Origin of the sequence: Flavobacterium zepuense (assembly GCF_007097145.1) — a bacterium.
In the GTDB taxonomy this organism is placed as follows: Bacteria; Bacteroidota; Bacteroidia; order Flavobacteriales; family Flavobacteriaceae; genus Flavobacterium; species Flavobacterium zepuense.
Genome location: NZ_VJVZ01000002.1, coordinates 395818 through 414992, shown reverse-complemented (window position 1 = coordinate 414992; position 19175 = coordinate 395818). Strand labels below are relative to the sequence as shown.

Annotated in this window: 18 protein-coding genes; 9 read left to right on the top strand and 9 right to left on the bottom strand. The window is 40.9% G+C overall.

Annotated features, from left to right (window positions below; all coding sequences use genetic code 11):
- Positions 1 to 67: 67 nt before the first annotated feature.
- The 5 genes from FMM05_RS04685 to FMM05_RS04665 form a co-directional block, all read right to left on the bottom strand.
- Positions 68 to 442, bottom strand: a complete 375-nt coding sequence (locus FMM05_RS04685) for a YegP family protein (protein WP_143372177.1) — start codon at positions 440 to 442, stop codon at positions 68 to 70.
- 200 nt (positions 443 to 642) lie between these two features.
- Positions 643 to 852, bottom strand: coding sequence for a hypothetical protein (locus tag FMM05_RS04680; protein WP_143372176.1), 210 nt, complete (start codon positions 850 to 852; stop codon positions 643 to 645).
- Positions 853 to 1264: 412 nt separating this feature from the next.
- Positions 1265 to 2311 carry an Omp28-related outer membrane protein gene (locus tag FMM05_RS04675; RefSeq protein WP_143372175.1) on the bottom strand — a complete coding sequence of 349 codons (1047 nt, stop codon included), beginning with the start codon at positions 2309 to 2311 and terminating at the stop codon, positions 1265 to 1267.
- Between the two features lie 45 nt (positions 2312 to 2356).
- Positions 2357 to 3106 carry a T9SS type A sorting domain-containing protein gene (locus tag FMM05_RS04670; protein ID WP_143372174.1) on the bottom strand — a complete coding sequence of 250 codons (750 nt, stop codon included), beginning with the start codon at positions 3104 to 3106 and terminating at the stop codon, positions 2357 to 2359.
- A 121-nt stretch (positions 3107 to 3227) separates the two neighbouring features.
- Positions 3228 to 4739, bottom strand: coding sequence for a T9SS type A sorting domain-containing protein (locus FMM05_RS04665; protein ID WP_143372173.1), 1512 nt, complete (start codon positions 4737 to 4739; stop codon positions 3228 to 3230).
- Positions 4740 to 5027: 288 nt separating this feature from the next.
- Here FMM05_RS04665 and FMM05_RS04660 point away from each other — a divergent pair, with 288 nt between their 5' ends.
- From FMM05_RS04660 to FMM05_RS04620, 9 genes are all read left to right on the top strand, one after another.
- Positions 5028 to 5504: a TlpA family protein disulfide reductase gene (locus FMM05_RS04660; RefSeq protein ID WP_143372172.1), complete on the top strand. Its 477-nt coding sequence runs from the start codon at positions 5028 to 5030 to the stop codon at positions 5502 to 5504.
- A 5-nt stretch (positions 5505 to 5509) separates the two neighbouring features.
- Positions 5510 to 7225 (top strand): DUF6029 family protein, encoded by a 1716-nt coding sequence (locus FMM05_RS04655; protein WP_143372171.1) that lies wholly within the window; start codon positions 5510 to 5512, stop codon positions 7223 to 7225.
- Between the two features lie 175 nt (positions 7226 to 7400).
- Positions 7401 to 7676 (top strand): hypothetical protein, encoded by a 276-nt coding sequence (locus FMM05_RS04650; protein WP_143372170.1) that lies wholly within the window; start codon positions 7401 to 7403, stop codon positions 7674 to 7676.
- Between the two features lie 112 nt (positions 7677 to 7788).
- Positions 7789 to 8310 carry a hypothetical protein gene (locus FMM05_RS04645; protein WP_143372169.1) on the top strand — a complete coding sequence of 174 codons (522 nt, stop codon included), beginning with the start codon at positions 7789 to 7791 and terminating at the stop codon, positions 8308 to 8310.
- Positions 8311 to 8383: 73 nt separating this feature from the next.
- Positions 8384 to 9184, top strand: a complete 801-nt coding sequence (locus tag FMM05_RS04640) for a hypothetical protein (RefSeq protein ID WP_143372168.1) — start codon at positions 8384 to 8386, stop codon at positions 9182 to 9184.
- Positions 9185 to 9270: 86 nt separating this feature from the next.
- Positions 9271 to 9744 carry a hypothetical protein gene (locus FMM05_RS04635; protein ID WP_143372167.1) on the top strand — a complete coding sequence of 158 codons (474 nt, stop codon included), beginning with the start codon at positions 9271 to 9273 and terminating at the stop codon, positions 9742 to 9744.
- A gap of 25 nt (positions 9745 to 9769) precedes the next feature.
- Positions 9770 to 10174, top strand: a complete 405-nt coding sequence (locus tag FMM05_RS04630) for a hypothetical protein (RefSeq protein ID WP_143372166.1) — start codon at positions 9770 to 9772, stop codon at positions 10172 to 10174.
- 64 nt (positions 10175 to 10238) lie between these two features.
- Positions 10239 to 10649 (top strand): hypothetical protein, encoded by a 411-nt coding sequence (locus FMM05_RS04625; RefSeq protein ID WP_143372165.1) that lies wholly within the window; start codon positions 10239 to 10241, stop codon positions 10647 to 10649.
- A 103-nt stretch (positions 10650 to 10752) separates the two neighbouring features.
- Positions 10753 to 11256, top strand: coding sequence for a hypothetical protein (locus FMM05_RS04620; RefSeq protein WP_143372164.1), 504 nt, complete (start codon positions 10753 to 10755; stop codon positions 11254 to 11256).
- 189 nt (positions 11257 to 11445) lie between these two features.
- Here FMM05_RS04620 and FMM05_RS04615 read toward each other — a convergent pair whose 3' ends face one another.
- From FMM05_RS04615 to FMM05_RS04600, 4 genes are all read right to left on the bottom strand, one after another.
- Entirely contained in the window at positions 11446 to 11646 is a 201-nt protein-coding gene (locus FMM05_RS04615) for a YqaE/Pmp3 family membrane protein (RefSeq protein WP_143372163.1), read from the bottom strand.
- A 135-nt stretch (positions 11647 to 11781) separates the two neighbouring features.
- Entirely contained in the window at positions 11782 to 14742 is a 2961-nt protein-coding gene (locus tag FMM05_RS04610; RefSeq protein WP_185965501.1) for a beta strand repeat-containing protein, read from the bottom strand.
- Positions 14743 to 14959: 217 nt separating this feature from the next.
- A complete protein-coding gene (locus FMM05_RS04605) occupies positions 14960 to 17725 on the bottom strand; it encodes a beta strand repeat-containing protein (RefSeq protein ID WP_143372161.1) in 2766 nt (921 codons plus the stop codon).
- A gap of 24 nt (positions 17726 to 17749) precedes the next feature.
- Positions 17750 to 19159: a peptide-N-glycosidase F-related protein gene (locus tag FMM05_RS04600; protein ID WP_143372160.1), complete on the bottom strand. Its 1410-nt coding sequence runs from the start codon at positions 19157 to 19159 to the stop codon at positions 17750 to 17752.
- Between the last annotated feature and the right edge of the window lie 16 nt (positions 19160 to 19175).

The window sequence follows — 19175 nt, the reverse complement described above, 5'->3', positions numbered from 1 at the left end:
ATGTTTTAAACCACGATCCCCTGCAAAGCTAATTGCGGGGGATCGTGGTTTATAAACTATATAGTTCTTATTCTGTTGTTGCAAAAACCTCGTCTGCCGGTGGAAAAACAAATGCACCGTCGGAAAAATCAAGGATCTCTGCACGGGAAACGTACTTCATTATCTCATTGATGCCTTTTTTAAGGCTTAATTCGGTTGAGTATTTTCGGCTGGTGGCCAAAACAAGCCCACCTTTAGATAGCCTGAAGAAATATTTACCGGATGCAGTACCATTTTTAGTAAAAGCAAATAGCTCTATATTATCCCTGATAGCGGCTATCATCACTTCGCAGTCTGACTTTTGTTTGCAGCTAATGCTGGTAAAAATGGTTTTGCCTTTTCGCGATGTAAATACAAATTTATACTCTCCATTATAGCGCTTGCTAATCACGAACATCCCCATATTTAATCAACTTTAATAATCCGGTTATATATTTTACAGTTTAATTTCGTTCAGCCTGTAAACAAAAATAGATGTTTTAGAGCCGTTCTTAACGGGTGTAATGTAAAAGTTATCAAAAAAAATGCAGCACCAGGGTTAGCTGTGCTGCAAGTTTTTAATTGGCAGAAAAATACAGGTTGTGTACAATCTGATGAGTATAATTATAAGCTTAAAGAAATTTGCGGGTAAATTTCGTTTAGCCTCTTTTTAAAGTTTAACAATCCGGTCTCTGTATCAGATAGTATTTTGTAACGGGACCCAGCCTCATACGATGTTCTTTCAAACATAAGGTTGTTTCTTTTTAACATACGCTCAATAAGGTCGTGGTCGATAACATGTTTGTACAAAGTCCTGAAAATAGTGATGTGCATGGCTATAATTTTTTTAGGTTATTTAATTTTTTTAGAGCAGTTGCTAACGCTTTATTTAAACGTCCTGTCTGCTCATATAAAGTTAGAGAGAAAGTGTTTTAGGAAGATAAACCTTAATAAAACTTTAGCATTAAATAATTCTTACGCAAAGGTTATCGCATTGATTTGCTGTGTGTAAAAAACAAAAAAGCTGCAACAGCAGCCTTTTTACTCAACTCAAATTAAATTAAAAACTCACTTTTATCATATATTTTATTGGAGACAATGATGATTGGTCTTTAGCCTGTACCTATAACTAGATATCTAAATTTACATTAATTTTATTCTAATTATTAAAACCTTGAAATATAATCGACTAAAAACAAAAAATGACTGCCAATTGGCAGTCATTTTAATATTTGAAATAAGAATACTATAATTCTTCAAAGTCTTGTGTGTCACCCGAAGCCGCTTTACGAACATTTATTACTTTGCCGCTTGCATCAAGCACAAAAGCAACAAACTCTAAGTTAGCCATATTTGCAACGTTTGACGGCACATAAACATTAAATGATTTTGTAAATGTGTGGCCCGATGTAGTTTCGGTAGCGCTAATTGCCTCGCCTAATTGAGGTGTTAGGATGCTCCTTAGTACGTGGTTGTGGTGATACTCTTCTATAACATCTACACCGCCATAATAATCGGTATAGTTATGTTGTTCGTATAGTAAGCCATTTTCCAGTACGTATACCACCAGTTTAACACCCGTAAAGTCTTTACTAAACTTAACATTTACATTAAGGTTGATGTTATTGCCACTAACTATTGGTGTAAGCGCTAACCCCAACTTAGGATTTTCACCCTGGGTAAGAGCAATTGCCTGCGCTATATTGTTAGGCTCAGGAAACGTCCATCTTAGGGTGCGGTTTAGGTACCCTTTAGGATATCCTGCCGCAGCTAATGTAGCCTCCAGTTCAGATGTGTCGTAGTTGTAAGGATCATAGTTACCATCAGACGGGTTAGAGCTTGGCCTGTGTATTGCTACAGGAACAGCAGCATCGGTTTGCGCTACTGTAAGCTCTATAGCATGTGCTACACGTGGGCAAAAGCCACACCAGGTGCCGGTATAATCTTCTATAAGCACACGTTTTTTAAAGTTTATCTGCGACCCGTCATCAAAAGTAACCACTAATGGGTTGCTCTTAACGGTTTGAAACGATGCTAAAACTTCAAAAGAACCTTCTTCCTGAGAAGTAAACGTATTACCTGTTATGGCGCTACCATTTACAGTAAATTCTGTACTGGCAGTAATATCTTCGCCATCAACATTTTTAGCGGTAAACGTAATAGTCTCGCCAATGGTTGCGGTAGAACTGTCTGCCGTTAATATAGGTGGCGTAATAGAGTCCAGTATCTGATAATCAGATGAACAACCGGATAATAGTGCCACAAACAAAAGCAGTGTATATAACTTTTTCATTTAGTAAATGTTACAGGTATTCCTGATATGATAAAATGGAATAAATTAGTTTTTAACTAACTTAATTTCAGCAGTTTTATTGTCTGCGGTTTTAAATCTTGCAGTATAAACACCAGTGCTTAAGCCAGAAAGATTAAGTGCGTTAGTACCATTTACAACTTTACCTGTAAATACTACCCTGCCGTTCATATCATAAATCTGTGCATCTGCATTAACAGTAGCATCAATATTTAATGCATTTTTAACCACAGTGTTGCTTATAGAAAGGCCCATGTTTTTTAAACCTGCAAGGTCTTTAACAGCTGCTGTTGGCTGGTATTTGTATGTAAAGTTTAAAAGTGTCTCAAGCTCTGTACCGTTAACATCGGTTTTAATAAATGCTAATCCGTAGGTTACATCATCATTGCCGTTACCGGTGTAAAAACTGATAAAGTGATCTTCAGACGAAGTTGTAGTAGCACCCGGTGCAATTTCTGTACCTGCTGTAAAATCAGGCACTACTGTACCAACTGCTATGTCATAAAAGCATACCCAGTAACAAAGCTGTACGCTGCCGCCTTCTTCGTTACCATCAATAGAGGTTACTTTTACTTTTACATAAATATCCTCTTCAGTATTGTTAGTAATATTAAAACGTAGTTTGTTATCTGCGTTTAAATTGGGGAGCGCTACGCTTGATGTTGTGTAAACTTCACCTTCCTCGAGAGATCCTCCACCCGGTGTGTTTACAGTAATTTGCTGTGCATTTACAAAAGAGCCTAATGCAAGGGCAGCTAATAAAATAATTTTTTTCATGATAATAAGTAATATAAAAGTGTAGTTAATTAATGCAATTGTATTTAAGTAAAAAGGCTATCGGGCTGCAGCACGCTGAACCCGATAGCTTATTTGTAATATATGTTGCTACAGTGTGCGCTTATTGAATAATAATTTTTTCTGTAGTTTGAGTAGTAGCACCTTTAAGCTGTACAATGTACATGCCTTTTTGTAAAGAAGACAGGTTAACGCTGCCACCATCATTTACTGTTTTCGCAGTGTAAACAGTTTTGCCTGTAACATCTGTTACTGTAACATCTACAGCCTCTGTAGTGCTAAAGTTAAGGATGCCAGTGGTAGGGTTAGGATACACACCAAGTTTTTTAGAAGCTATAGCGCTTGTGCCCATGGTACCATCTGTTTTAAACGCAGAGTTTACACTTAGGCTTGTGCCAAAGTTACCCGGATTTTGCTCGTAAATAACTTCGCCGGCATAGTCTAATACTTTAATACCTTTAAAATCTTCTGTTCCTAAAGACCATCCGTCTCCGTAAGAATCTTTGTAAACTATAGTATAGCAATCAGCATCTCCTTCAAGTTCTAAATAATAATCCTTAACTGTATTGGCATCTGCTCCACCACCGTTAGCGCTACCTGCATAAGGGCCAGCCTGGAATACAGTAGTACCACTTGAATCTTTAAGTTCCCAAGAAATCTCTGTAGGATAGTTATCAGTATAAACCTGTACGTAGATGTTGTTTTCAGATTCTTCAGCAGCAACAACGGTAAAAGATACAGTAGTAAGTTCTTCGTTAAATGCATCGCTACCATTAATGTCTAAAAGTTCTACAGTGTAAGCAGAGCCTGCATGTAAAGCAACATTCTCTACAGTAGCGCTTGCTGCAGTAGCAAACTGGTTAAGTGCGCCTGTGTAGTTTTTAGTAGCTACAACGGTACCATTTTCTTTAACCACTACAGTAGCAGCAGTAATTTGGTTGTTACCAAAGTTTTTAAGTTTAGCAGCAATGTTAGTTGGCTGTCCGTCTTCGCAAATTCTGTAAGTAGTGGTAGCAAGTGTAACCTGGCCGTGGTTAGGCACACCTGTTAATGTTTGGCATGTGCCAATTTTAGCTTTAAGCTGTGCAGCAGGAAGCTGATCTGCCTTAAGTGTAGTTTTAGTGTTAGCACAAATAACATACATTGTAGGGAAATAATCAACATCATATTTGCTTGCAGCGCCAAGATCTAAAGCTTCGGTATCTTCAATAATTGGGTATGGGCTGCCAATTGTCCAGTTACCCTGGCTTGGCGCAATAGGGCCCTGTTCGCCATAAATGTTTTCAAGTGTGGTGTTAGCAACATCACCTTCAACAAAAATTACCCCAGCCTCATCAGAGCCATTAGGTCCGTAAGCCTCATAAAAATCGGCCATAGCATGTGTTTGGTGGTAGTTCCAGCATGGGCCACACCATGTAGCAGAAAAATCTATTACAACACTTTTACCCTGGTCTAAGTAATCAGCATAAAGTGAGTGCGAAACGCCGTTAATATCTACAGCGGTAAAATCAGGGGCGTTAGAGCCGTCTACAAGAGACTGGCTATCATTAGGTGTTTGCGCACTTGCTGTAAGACAGGCAAATGCAAACATTGCAGTAAGTAAAGTTTTTTTCATCTAAAAGGTAATTTTTAATATTAGTTTATGTTTTCGTTTTTAAATAGAGCCGAAAATTATGTAAAAAAATTGTTATGTAAAATATTTTCAATAAAAATGTTTCTAAAAAAAGTTATTATTAAGATTTTGTGCGAAAAAGTGTTCCAAAATTATATTTTTAGACGTAAAACTGTGATTATAATAATTCTACAAATTCTATAGGGTTATAATTTATCTTAAAAAAGGGGGTTGTAGTTTAAAAATTTTTTAATATTGCGACTCGGGAATATTTAACAAAAATTTATAAAAATGAAAAAGCTATTAATGCTGTTCTTATTTGTTACCGCAGCTGCCCATGCGCAAAAAGAGATGCCAAGCGTGAGCATAAAATCTGAAAACAATAAAAGTTATAATGTAAAGACCGATTTTGGCGAGAAAGATAAACTTTATGTGTTTTCTTTTTGGGCAACATGGTGTGTGCCATGCATTAATGAGCTTGATGCCATAAACGGCAATTATGCAGAGTGGAGCAAAGAATTGAATATGGAGGTGGTAGCCATATCTATAGATGATACCCGTACTACTAAGCGTGTTAAGCCTTTACTAAACGGTAAAAAATGGCCTTATACTATTTTGCTGGATACCAACCAGGACTTAAAAAGGGCTTTAGCTATTGCTAACGTGCCATATACTGTAGTTGTTAAAAACAAAAAAATAGTTTACATACACAATGGTTACAGCCAGGGTGCCGAAAAAGAACTTTACGAAAAACTGAAGACGCTTTAATATAAATGAAGAAATTATTACTACTGCTGCTTCCGCTTTCTATAGGATCTGTTTACGCGCAGGAAAACGACACAATACAGGAAACTAAAAAAGATTACGGCAGGGTGTACGGCGGCTTTGAATCTAACTCGCAATGGTACCTTAACGATAAAGGTACTGGTGTAGACCAGGATAATGCCCCTATAAACGGCAAGCCCATACGCTCTAACAATTACCTGCTTGTAAACTACCAGGTAGGTGGATTTTCGGCAGGGGTACAGGTAGAGGCTTATGAGCCTAATGCCTTGCTAAACTACAACCCGGGTTTTAAGGGTACCGATCTTGCTACTTATTTTGCAGGTTATAAAATTGGCATGTTTGAGTTTACTGCCGGTTATTTTTACGAGCAGTTTGGCAGCGGTATGCTGTTGCGCGCATGGGAAGACCGTGCGCTGGGTATTAACACCGCCCTTCGCGGTGGCAGGATTATATTCCGCCCCAGCGATAATGTAAAGCTTACTGCTTTATACGGCCGCCAGCGTAGTGGTTTTGATGTTGCCAAGGGCGATATTTATGGTTTTGACTCAGACTTTAACCTTAGCAAGCTGTTTAAGTTTGAAGAATCTGACCTTTCTTTTGGAGCAAGTTATGTAGGCCGTTATGAGGAGCTGCCTGAGGGTATAACAGCTTATGATGCGCTTACCAATGCCGTGAGCGGAAGGTTTAACTTTATCCATAATTCATTTTACGCATCGGGCGAGTACAGCTATAAATCTAAAGATGGAGTGCTTGATGCACAAAATACTATAGATAATAGTTTTGTAAAGGCCGGTAACGCCGTGCTGGTTAACCTGGGCTATTCTAAAGAGGGCCTTGGTATAGATGCTACACTTAGGCGTACCGAGAATTTTAAATTTCTGTCTGAAAGGGAGCCTATGGCGGTAGATGCTACATCGAGCACGCTTAATTATAACGATAAGGTGTTAAACTTTACACCGGCGCTTACAAAACAGCACCACAGCAACCTGGCTAATATTTATGTTTACCAGGCGCAGACTAAAGTTGACTTTATAGGCACCAGCATAATGAAAGCAGGAGAGACCGGAGGACAGATTGACGTTTTTTACAACTTTGCCAAAGAAACGGCTGTGGGTGGTAAATACGGTACTAACGTAGCGTTTAACGCTTCAAGCTGGTATAACCTTGCCGGAGATTACCGCTTAACCCCCGCTACTTACGATACCAAGTTTTTTGGCGTAGGCGAAAAATACTATTCAGATTATAATGTTGAGGTTAAAAAACAGCTGTCAGAAACCTGGCATACGGCATTTTACTACATTAACCAGTTTTATAACAAAGAATGGCAGGAGGGCGGCGATAAGGTAAAAACCAATATTGTAAATGCCGAGGCTATTTATAACTTTAGCCCTACACGTTCTATTCGCCTTGAAGGCGAGCACATGTGGGCCGATGCCGATAAGAAAAACTGGGCAGGGGGTACACTGGAGCTTAATATAGATGATAAGTACTCGTTTTATGTGTGGGATATTTACAACTATGGTAACGATGATACAACCAAGCGCACGCATTATTACAACATGGGGGGTGCCTACCGCATAGGTGCTACACGTATTGCAGCTAACTATGGCCGCCAGCGTGGTGGCCTTGTGTGTGTGGGCGGTGTATGCCGCTTTGTGCCGGAGAGTACAGGTTTTACATTAAACATAAGTACTGCATTTTAATATGATGTAATTATTACGATTTATAAAAACAGCCTCACGATCTTCGGGAGGCTGTTTTGTTTTAGCAATTCTTAACGAAATGTTAAGTGCGGATTTTCCGTAATGAAAATGAGGAAAACCGTAAGGATGTTTGAAATACAAATTGTAAGATTGTCATAACAAATTATAAACCAATATGAAGACAAATTTATTGCGATTCAAAGTATTTGCTTTTTTCTTAGCCCTTTTACTACTCACAAATTGTCAGGAAGATGAAATATCTGTGACTTCTAATCAACAAAGCAATGTCACACAACGCATGATATCATTGGATGATATACAATCTATGCCAGGTGTTATGAACGCTCTCTCTAAATTTAAATTACAAAGCACCAAAGAGAACAGCATCAGCCAAAAGATTATATACAATTCAAAATACGATTTTATATTGATACAGATAAAGTTTTATTAATTCAACGTGGAAACTACCATTCGTTGTCTTTTCCAGTATATAGGGATGTTGATAATGGTTTACAGGAAATCTCTTTCTTCATCCATATAATGGAGGTTATTTAACCTTTTTAATGAAGTATCGCTTTACACCACAGCAATTAGACAAAATTTCAAGAGGGATAGAGCTTTCTCCTTCGGAAGAGGCAGGTGGAATGACTTTTATACCTTTAGATGAAGAATATACAACTAACGGCGGTGGTTACAGTGGTACAGTTATTAATATAAACGGTACGTGCTATACCTGGCATAGTGTAAAAGATGGATGGGTAGCTTGTCCTGGCTGCGAATGCCCAACGCCTTTAGAGGTGCCGTCTGGCGGTAGCAATTATGGAACATTTACGCTTTATAGTTTTAGCGGCTTTGGTGATGGTGGAGGCACTACCGGCAGTCCCACAGGTGGCCCTTTTAACCCTACACCCCCGGGCAGCACAATCGGTACACCTCCTACCGTTATACCCGGCGTACCGTACCCCACACCGGGCAACGATTACGGAATAATTACGAATCCAGGACATTCTATAGATAATAGCGATGATGCTGTTATAGGTTTTATACAGCCCCACAAATGCCGAATATGCACGTTTTGTAAATAAGCTTACAATAGCGCAAAAGGATTTTTGGAATAATGTTAATAATCTTGACAAAGTAATTAAAATAACAAGTTTCTTGCAAGAAAACGGATATACGCCAGAAAATGTAGCTTGGATAAAACAGTTGATAAATGAAACTATTAAGACAGGATTGTCATTTGATATAGATAAATCTTTTGTGTCACCATTTAATATTGATATGTCCGCAGTTTCAGGAACTACTCCTGAAGAAGTAAAGTTTAATTCTATTTATAACAAAGTAGTTACTTCCCCTACATTTAAACAAATGTTCATTAACGTCTTCGGCGACAACACAAAAATAAATGCTAAGTTTATTATCGAAGAGATACCTCAAACAAATAACACCACGATTTATGGTTTATGTCAATTGCAACCGTATTCCTCTCCTAACGTGTTAAGCAACATTATCAAAATAGACAAATCGCATCTACTTGATACATCTGACGATGTGTTAGCTGTTGCTATTATACATGAATGTCTTCATGCTTTTCTAAATGTCAAGTTAAGAAATCCGGAAATAGGGATGGCAATATTAGACATAAATGATATGAAGTTTGATGAATGTATAAATACATATTATAATGGATTTACAGGAAATCAGAATCAGCATGACTTTTTTGTCAATCATATGACACCTACAATAAAGCAAATACTAACTGAAATTAAAAATACATTATATACGCCGCAACAAATCTATCTGACGACGCACCCGGAACTTCCAAATGGAGTAGCAATACATTCCCCTATGGACAATGTAATCCCACTCCAGCCTTCTGAGCAAGTAATACCTTGGAATTGGGATGACTACTTTACACACTTGAGCTTTATGGGGATTACAGTTTTGCTCATCTTTTAATACTATTTATCCTCCTAACTCAGTAAATTTATTTTACTTTACTAAATATTTAGTAGCTGGATCTGTAATGTTCGAACCTTAAAGTTATGAAAAAAATTCTCCTGTTCATATTTATTGCATTTAAGAGCCTCGCCCAAGACGCCGAATATATCAAAACCCAAGATACATTATATTTACTTTTAGAAGAAACAGCGCAATTAAAAGTTCAAAAATTCACTAAATTCACACTACAATCATCTTCAAGCACTTCTCTGAATTTTTATGAGTTTAGTGAAGCGCCGTCCAAACAGCTAACAATTTGGACACAAGAAGACGGAAAATTTCCTGATAAGAAATTGAATAGAATTGTAAAACGGAAAGATTTTTTAAAAACAAATAAGTCTAAAATTATTGATGCAGATTTTATTGATACAATAGGAGTGACAGATTTCCTTTTTACTATTCTAAAATTAAATGAAACAAAAAGAGTTATATATGTACTTAATAAGCGTGACCTTAAAAAAAGGAAAATTCTTTTAAAAAAAGCTAAATTTAGTATTGTTGGTTATGCAGAGATGTGATTACCCAAAAACAGAATATGGGTATATGAAATATATATTCTTTTTAGGTTTTATATTAATTTTAAATAGTTGTGCAAAAAACAGTTATTCTAATTTTGATTACAATCGTGCAGATAACCCCTGGATCGATGCTTTCAAAGACCAGGCCTTTATAACGTGTTTAAAGGAAAGCTATGCACACGATTCTATCTTTAAATTAATTGAAAAGAAAGATGCGCTAAATCCTTATGATGGCTTAAGTTTAGAAAGCCTGCAAAAAGCAAGGAGTTTAGGTAAATTGATTTCAAAGGACATACCTCCCCCATCTATGTGTGAAAATTGTACCGAGGGGCAAAATTATTACATGGCTACCTGCTTTCACTATTACAAGAGTAAGGAATTAGATTCTATTGCTAACGCAGAATACAGAAAATTTTTAGCCTTAAAATAATAGGCAGTAAACACGTAGTTATTTCTTTGAGGCGTTGCAATCTTAGATTTTAGAATAGTTAACTATGAAATATGCATTTATAATTTTGATTATTACTCTTACGGGATGCGCATCCCGTAAGATAAACGATACACACATTTTGACAAATGATTGGACTGATGCTTATAAAACCCATGTGTTTTGTGGTTGCATTACAGAAGGATATTCTGATACTATTATCAGGCAAATTAGAAAAAAAGATCCAATTGTTGTTTACGATGAACTTACTCCAATTGTTCTGGACAGAGCGTATCTTTTAGGTAAAAAAGTAGTTGGGGATTTACCACAAGTAGTATTGCCTTTTGAAGATGAAGATGGTAAAACAAACGTGAAAAAAAAGTTTATTCTTTCAGCCTGTTTAAAGTACTATAGCAGTTTAGAATTGGACTCTATTGCTAATGCAGAATATAAGAAGTTTATATCTTTAAAAGAATAGAAATCTAAGCAATTAACTGGGCTTCCATTTTAATTTATTTGTTGAAAATGTATATATTACCACTGCATTTTGGCGTTATATAACTAACCAACTAAATTAGGGTATGAAATTATTTTACTTATTGCTTTTGTATTGCGGATTTGCCGCTGGACAATCTACACCCCACGAACTTGCTGAACGCTTTTTTAGGGCTACTGCCAATAACGACCTGGCGGGCTTTAAACAAATTTATCCCGATGTTACCGCGCTAACCTTTTTTATTAAAAGTGTTGATAAGGAAAGTGTGTATACCGATGCAATGATCGATGAGGCATCAACCATTGGGACCGATAACGCCGTTAATAGTTTTGAAACGCTGCAATACGAAATTAACAGGCAGGGTATAAGCCTTAAGGGCGCCAGGATAACGAACATCCTGACCATAAACGACGAAATTCAGTTAAACGAAGGGCAGGAGGGGTTGCCTATAATGACTAAAATCACTAAGATAACCATACAGTTTGCTACGGCAGCCGGTAAAAATTACAGTTTGGTTATTCCGCAAACCGTTCAAATTAAAGATCGTTGGTACATAAGCGAACAACAAATGGAGATAAGTTCTTTGTAGTTCAAAATAAGAATATAGCTTCAGAGAAGCGTTAATCTATAGCTGATATTCTTTCAAAATTGGAAGAGCTCCGGAGGAGCGGCATTTATGCCGCTCCTCCGGAGCTCTTTTGTTATAAACACGAATTTTCTATAGATATGCCACCCCTCCGGGGTTCACGAAACTTAAAACATAAGTCTAATAAATTGCTTACGCCCTTCTCATGGCGCGGATAACCTTATGGGTCCTCCTGTCGGCATACATGCGGTTAAGCGATGTTACGGCCCATATAAAAGCGGGTATCCACCCAATTAGTGTTATTTGTAAAATAAGGCAAACAATGCCCGATAGTATCTTGCCCTGCAAAAACAGCGAGAGCCACGGAAAGAAAAATGCAATTACATACCTCATTTTGATTTGATTTTTTTGATTGATGATGATTAAGGCAAATCTATATAAAATTGCATTTCAATACAATACACGTTATAAAAAAAGCGAAGGCTGCCCATACAGGCAGCCTTCGCTAAAAAATAAAGGAAAATTGGTTTATTGTTTAATAACTTTTACGGTTTTGTTTGCACCGCCATTAAAAGTTACCTGTACTAAGTACATGCCGTTTTGTACACCCTGTAAATTAATCTGTGACCCTTTACCTGCCGTAACCTGCTGGCCTAAGTTACAATAAACTGTATAGCCTGTTATTTCCTGGCTGGCGCTAATGTTTAGCACGCCGTTGGTAGGGTTAGGGTATACACTAAACATAGTAATACTAACATCGCCCAGGCCTGTTGTAGGGATGTTTATCACAACTTCAAAAGTATCGGTAACACCATTAGCTGATGTTGCCGTAACCGTAATAGTTCCGTTAGCTACAGCCGTAACAAGTCCGTCAGCATCTATGGTTGCAAATTCAGACCCTTCTGTAATGCTCCATGTAACTGTAGTATCGGTAGCATTCGAAGGGGTAATAGTTGCAATAAGCTGTAGGGTACCCGCTGCTGTCGTTATCGTTGCGGGAACATCATCTTCGGTAGAAATAGTAATGGCAGTAACCTCAACAGTCTGATTGGTAATAACAACTTCAAACGTATCGGTAAGGCCGTTAGCTGATGTTGCGGTAACCGTAATTGTACCGTTTGCTATGGCCGTAACAAGTCCGTTTGCATCAATAGTTGCAAGTCCTGTACCTGCGGTAATGCTCCATGTAACCGTAGTATCGGTAGTGTTAGCAGGGGTAACGGTAGCTACTAATTGTAATGTACCTGCGTTGGTAGTTATCGTAGCAGCTACGTTGTTAAGGGTGCTTATCTCTATAGCTGCTGCTAAAACCGCCTGATTGGTAATAACTACATCAAACATATCTGTAGCGCCACCGGCTGTTGTAGCAGTAACGGTTATTGTACCATTAACAATGGCTGTAACAAGCCCGTTGGCATTAATAGTTGCAAGTCCTGTACCTGTAGAGATCGTCCATGTAACCGCCTCCGCAACCGGGGTAACTGTAGCTACAAGCTGTAGTGTACCTGCATTAGTTGTAATAGTAGCCGGGGCATTATTTTGCGTGGCTATTTGTACGGTTACCGGTATTGGCTCCCAATACACATCATCCCAGTACATACCGGCCCATGTTGTACCTGGGTTCCTTATTGCTAACCTTGCATCAGCCGGTACTGTTGTAGGAACTGTAAAAGTTCTTTCAGCATCCGTACTGGTGTAGCTGCTGTTACTAATGGTAATGGTTTGTATAATTACAAAGGTAGTTGCATCGTTAACATCGGTAATGTAACCAAATTCCAATATCCCCGGGCCGCTGTTAGCTTTTGCCTTGAACCTGAACTGGTGTGTACCGGCATTAACGTTACTGAAATGCGGTAAAGCCACAATTGAGATTTTACCCGCGCCATAGCCATTCTGGTAGATCTGGCTTGTGCCGGAAGCGGGCTGCGTGCTTGAGATTATCTGGCTTGCGCCCCCTAACAATAAACTATTCCAGCAGGTTGGTACAACGCCCATTGCACAGCAGGATAGGGTATCGAAATTTTCATATAAACTGGTCAATGATGGGCACGCAGGCAGAATGTTAACCGTTATGGCCATTTCTCCAAATTTGGTTGCATCAGCTACTGATGTTGCACGAACCGTAACCGTACCGTTTGCTGTGGCTGTAACCAATCCGTTGGCATCTACCGTAGCAAATGCTGCTCCTGTTGTAATACTCCATGTAACGGCCTGGCTTGCTGCAACCGGGGCAACCGTAGCCACAAGCTGTAGTGTACCGGCAGCAGTTGTAATAGTAGCAGGCACGTTATTTTGCGTTGTAACGGTTACCCCGGTCACCGGTGTAGCAGGAGGTGTATCGGTTACTGTGTATGTTCTTGCCAAAATCTTACCAAGGCTGTTATCGGCGTAAGCCAATACCAAGTTGCCATCGCTGTCTGTAGCAAGCGCATTGTATGTTGCCTGCCCGGCAGAAATAAAGCCTGTGCCTAACTGCGTCCACGTATTTGTACCGGCATTGTAAGCCATTACATAGTTTTTAAGAAAATCGGCATCTTCCCAGTTGCTTGCCACAACATATGGTGTGCCCGATGCCGTAACCGCGATACTAACGTGCTGAACCTTGCCTGTTGAGAAGTTTTCTGTGCCTAATTGTGTCCATGTTGTACCATCATATTTTTTAACGTTCAGTTTGTTTCCGCCTGCCGAACCCGACACATACGCTAAATACAAATTGTTGTTCTGGTGTATAGCGATAGATGAGTTGTAGTTTTCTGAACTGGATGCAGCACCAACGTTTGCCGTGCCCACTGCCTCCCATGCATCGGTACTTGTAGCCGAATCTGCTATTTTAGATACGTGTACGTTGCCGTTGTTGTTATAGCTTGCGTATACAACGCCGTTGTTGCCTGCCACCATTTTAAGGTAGGTGGGGGTGCCGCCTGCAAAGCCTGCTGCGCCAAGTTGTTCCCACGCGCCGTTAACGTAACGTTTTGCCGTACCCGATGCCTCGCCATTAGCAGCCACAAGTATGCCGTTAGAACTTACCACACTGGCCTGGTAGTTAATACCTGCTGTGGTAACCGATGGTAATGAAGACCATGCTGTGCCGTTAAAAGAGCGTACTTCCATACCGCTGCCCGGCCAGCCTAACTGGTTGGTGTAATATATAGTGCCGCTGGCATCTACACTTAGTGAGTTGTATGTAGCCGTGCCTGTGGTTATACCGGCGCTGCCGCCTACATAGCTCCATCCGCCTGAGGCATATTGCTGTACCGATCCTTTAGATACCGATGTATCATAATAGGACATGTACAGGGTGCCTGTTGGCCCCTTGGCAAAGTTGATGAAACTTGCGCCGCCGCCGGATATCCCTGCTTCTGCACCCAGGTAGCCCCAGGTTTGGGCATTGCCGTAAAATGTAACCAGCATAATTGCCGCCGTTAGCGTAGCTTTAAATGCTCTCCGCAGGCGCTGCAAAGGGCCTGTTGTAAAAGTAATTTGGTTCATAATTATAATTTTGATATGATGTAAGTGTGCGTTAAACACGATTCTTAATTTGCGTGTAAAGGTCATATCTAAGATTGCTTTAGGATTAAGCCAAAAGGATTATGAATTATGCTAAAGGGATTATTTTTATTTGGACTGGTTATAATTAGTGAATAATCAGCGTAAATAATAAGGGCTGCCCATTGGGCAGCCCTTATTATTTACGTAAATTAAAAAATTAGTTTTTAATAACCTTAACCGTTTGGCTTGCTCCGCCCTCTAAAGTTATTTGCAGCATGTAGATGCCCTTTTGTACTTCCTGTAGGTTTACAGTAGTGCCTTTACCCGCAGTTACCTGCTGGCCCAGCGTATTGTATACCGTAAAGTTTACAGCAGTAGCAGCATTAATGTTTATTATGCCGTTGGTAGGGTTAGGGTACACGCTAATTTTAGTAGCAGTAAGGCCGTCTAAACCTGTAGTTGGTATATTTACAACCACCTCAAACGTTGTGGTAACACCATTAGCCGATGTAGCTGTTACGGTAACCGTACCGTTAGCAATAGCCGTAACAAGCCCGTTAGCATCTACAGTTGCTAAACCTGTGCCTGCTGTAATACTCCATACCACTGTAGTATCGGTAGCATTGGCAGGGGTAACGGTAGCCACAAGCTGTAATGTTCCGCCTATGGTAGTGATAGTTGCCGGTGCATTATCCTGCGTGGTAATGGTTAACGCAGTAACCTCTACAATTTGGTTAGTAATAACAATTTCAATAGTATCGGTAACACCATTAGCCGATGTAGCCGTTACGGTAACTGTACCGTTAGCTATGGCTGTAACAAGCCCGTTGGTATCTACAGTTGCTAAGCCGGTACCTGCTGTAATGCTCCATGTAACCGTAGTATCGGTAGCATTAGCCGGGGCAACGGCAGCCGTAAGCTGTAGTGTGCCTGCATTAGTAGTAATGGTAGCCGGGGCATCATCTTCTGTCGAAATGGTAATAGCTGTAACCTCTGTAACCTGGTTGGTAATTACAATATCAATAGTGTCGGTTTCTCCGGTAACGGTAGTAGCCGTAACGGTAACAGTGCCGTTTTCGGTAGCAGTAACAAGCCCTGTTGCGCTTACCGTAGCAAAGTCGGCTCCCGCTGTAATGCTCCAGGTAACCGCCTGAGTGGTTGGTGTAACGGTAGCGACAAGCTGTAGGGTGCCGTTGTTTGTAGTAATGGTTGCCGGAGCGTTGTTTTGTGTAGTTACGTTTACAACAGTAACTACAGGAGGGGCAACAGCAGTAGTTATGGCCAGTATGCTCGCTCTTATTTCCATACCATATTCGGCAGTTGCATCACCGTTAAGGTTAAAAGTAACGCCGGTAATGGTTTTAGTATAGTTAGCCGCGTTTAAAGGCAGGTTAATTTCATACAGCCTTGGGTTGGTAGCGTTGCCTTCTAAATTGTTGTTTGTCCTGTTTACGCGGCCAATACCCTGTACGGCATAACCAATACCATCGTACCAGTCGGCAACCGATATGGTAGAAACCTGCGTAGTGTTATCGTTAAAGTTAATGGTAGCATTAACCTGTAGTGCCGGTAAGCCACCGCCCGCAGCCGATGCTAATATATAAAGGCTGCCCACATTGCTTGCACTAAAGGATAGCGTTCCGCTGGCGGTTGCGCCGTTATTAACGTATGATGGCGTTAAGAACAGTGCATTGTTGCCACTGTAAGAGGCAAGCTGAAAAGTAACATCATCGGTACCTGCGCTGGCAATAGTTCCGTTTGCCGGAAGCCCATAGGTAGGTAGTGCCGACGATGAGTTGGCCTGGAAATCTAAAGATACAAGGGCGCGGGAGTTGGTTTCATCCAATCCCATTGTAGAACTTCCCGAAGCATTGCCCACGCCGTTAGCTATAATATCCTGGTTGAAACCGGCAGTAATTGCAACCGGAGAAAATGCCGGCGGTACCTGGTTGGTAATGGTAATTTGTAATGTACCGGTTATGCTGCTATTGGCTGTAGATGTAGCGGTTACGGTTATCGTACCGTTATCTGTTGCCGTTACAAGGCCGGTGCTGGTTATGGTGGCAAAGCTGCTGCCCGATGTAATGCTCCAGGTTACGGTTTGTGCTGCTGTTGCCGGGGTAACGGCTGCATTAAGCTGAAGCGTTCCGCCATCGGTAGTAATGGTTGCCGGTGCGCTGCCTGCTGTAGTTACCGCAACGGCTGTAACGGTTGCCGGCGCAGCTACGGCGCTTACCGCCAGTATCGAGGCGCGGATTTCCATACCGTACTCGGCAGTGGCATCTCCCGCAAGGGAAAAGGTAATGCCCGTAATGGTTTTGTTATAGTTACCCGCTGTAAGTGTTATGGGCACCTGGTACAGCCTTGGGTTGTTAAAAGCGCCCTCAAGGTTGTTATTGCTGGTGTTTATACGGCCAATGCCCTGTATGGCATAATCAGGGCCGTTGTACCAGTCGGCTACGCTGATGGTAGCCACCTGGGTAGTATTGTCGCTAAAGTTTACCGTTGCAGTAAGCGGCACGGTTGCAAGGCCGCCGCCTGCTGTACCGGCAAGAACGTAAAGGGTTTGCACATTTGATGCGCTAAAGCTTAATGTGCCTGAATCGGGTGAGCTGTTATTAATATACGATGGCGTAAGGAATAAGGCATTATCTACGCTGTAGCCTGCCAGCTGAAAGCTTACATTGCTGTTTGCCGCGCTGGTTATGCTGCCGTTTGCCGGAAGCCCGTATGTTGGTGCTGTTCCGCCTGCTGTTGCCAGGAAATCAAGCGATACAAGCGCGCGTGTATTGGTTTCGTCAAAACTCTGGGTGGTAGATGCCGATGCATTGCCTACGCCGTTTGCAATAATATCGGCGTTAAAGCCGCCGGTAACTGTAACCGGTGTTGCCGTTTGGGCTTGTGCCGCGCCTGTGCAGAACAACAGGAACAACGCCATGTTCCTGCAAAGCTGCATTGATGTAAATTGTAGATTTCGTTTCATGTTTTATTGAGTAAAGTGAGAAAATTATTGTTTGATGACTTTTTTAACCAAAGCCTGACCGTTACTAAGCGCTATGTTTACAAAATAAGCACCACTTGCAAGCTGCGAAACATCTACTGTTTTTGTAGTCGTTGTAAGTACGGTTTGCCCGGCAAGGTTGGTTATAGTTACATTTTTAACATCGGTGTTGGCGGCCTCTATGGTTAAAAGGTTATTTACCGGATTTGGGAACACGCTAATAGCAGTTGTGCTGAACTCCTGCGTGGCAAGCGTTCCTGTTTTGCCCTGTAAGTAGACCGACATAGGGAAGTGCCCATCGTTACCCGCGAATACAGCAGCAGGTACATCTATTTTAAAGCTGTGGTCTCCGGCGGCAAGGTTGCCCAGTTCTATAACACGTATAGGGATTTTATCGCCCGGGCACCAGTTGTTCCAGCTCCATGCGGCGTTGGTATCGGCAAGGGGTACTCCGGTGTTGCAGTTATAATAAATACAGTTACCCTGTGTATTGTACTGTAAAAACGGCACGCACGATACCCCACCCGGCCTGTAGCTGCTAACCTCTTCGCCATCGTGGTAAATGTAATGCCATCTCCTAACATATTCTTCGCCGCCGGATCCGGCACCATGGTTAGATGTAATTAAATAATATTTAGCATCCTGTACGGGCTCATCAAGGGTAAAGTTGATGGTTTTTACGGTTTCGTTAAGTACATCGGTACCTTCTAAAGTATAATCCCTCATTTCAAATTTATACGATAGCGGCAGCATAAAATTGTCGCCATCAACGGTAGTACCGCTGTTATCAGATACAAACTCCAATGAGCCAAAAAACACATCGCTCCTGCCCTCGCAGCCTGCAATTTGCTCGTTTGCAGCATATGGTACACCAAAAACTTCCAGCTCTACCCAAAAGTCATATTGTGCACTAAGCACAGGGTCTTTTACAATGCGGGTTACATTATCAACATCATAGGTATACGGAACTTCATCGGGCATTACATTCTTATCCATAAAAGGGGTAATGTAGCGGCCTATCTCAATCCGGGTAACATCATTATAATTATAACTTGTGGCATTTTTAGGTACAAGGGCAATGTTGGCACTGCCTATCCTGTCATAATTATCGCAGGCTGCTTTTATGGTAATGTTCATGATAAGGGTGTTGCCCAAGGCATCAATTTGCTCCTGCGTAAGTTTTTTGGCATACGCCGAATTGTTATGCCGTATCACGCCATCGGGAACAGGCTCGGTAACGGTTTGGGCGTAGCCATCGTAAAACAGGATCTCGTCAAATACAGTAACAGTGGTAGGAGTATCCTGTGCTATGGCAGCATGGGAAAAGAAGGTCCCGGTACAGATGCATACCATTTTTGCCACTTTTTTAAGCATGGCAGGGGTAAATACATTGTAGGGCAATGTAATTTTTTTCATAAAAAAAGGAGTTAGT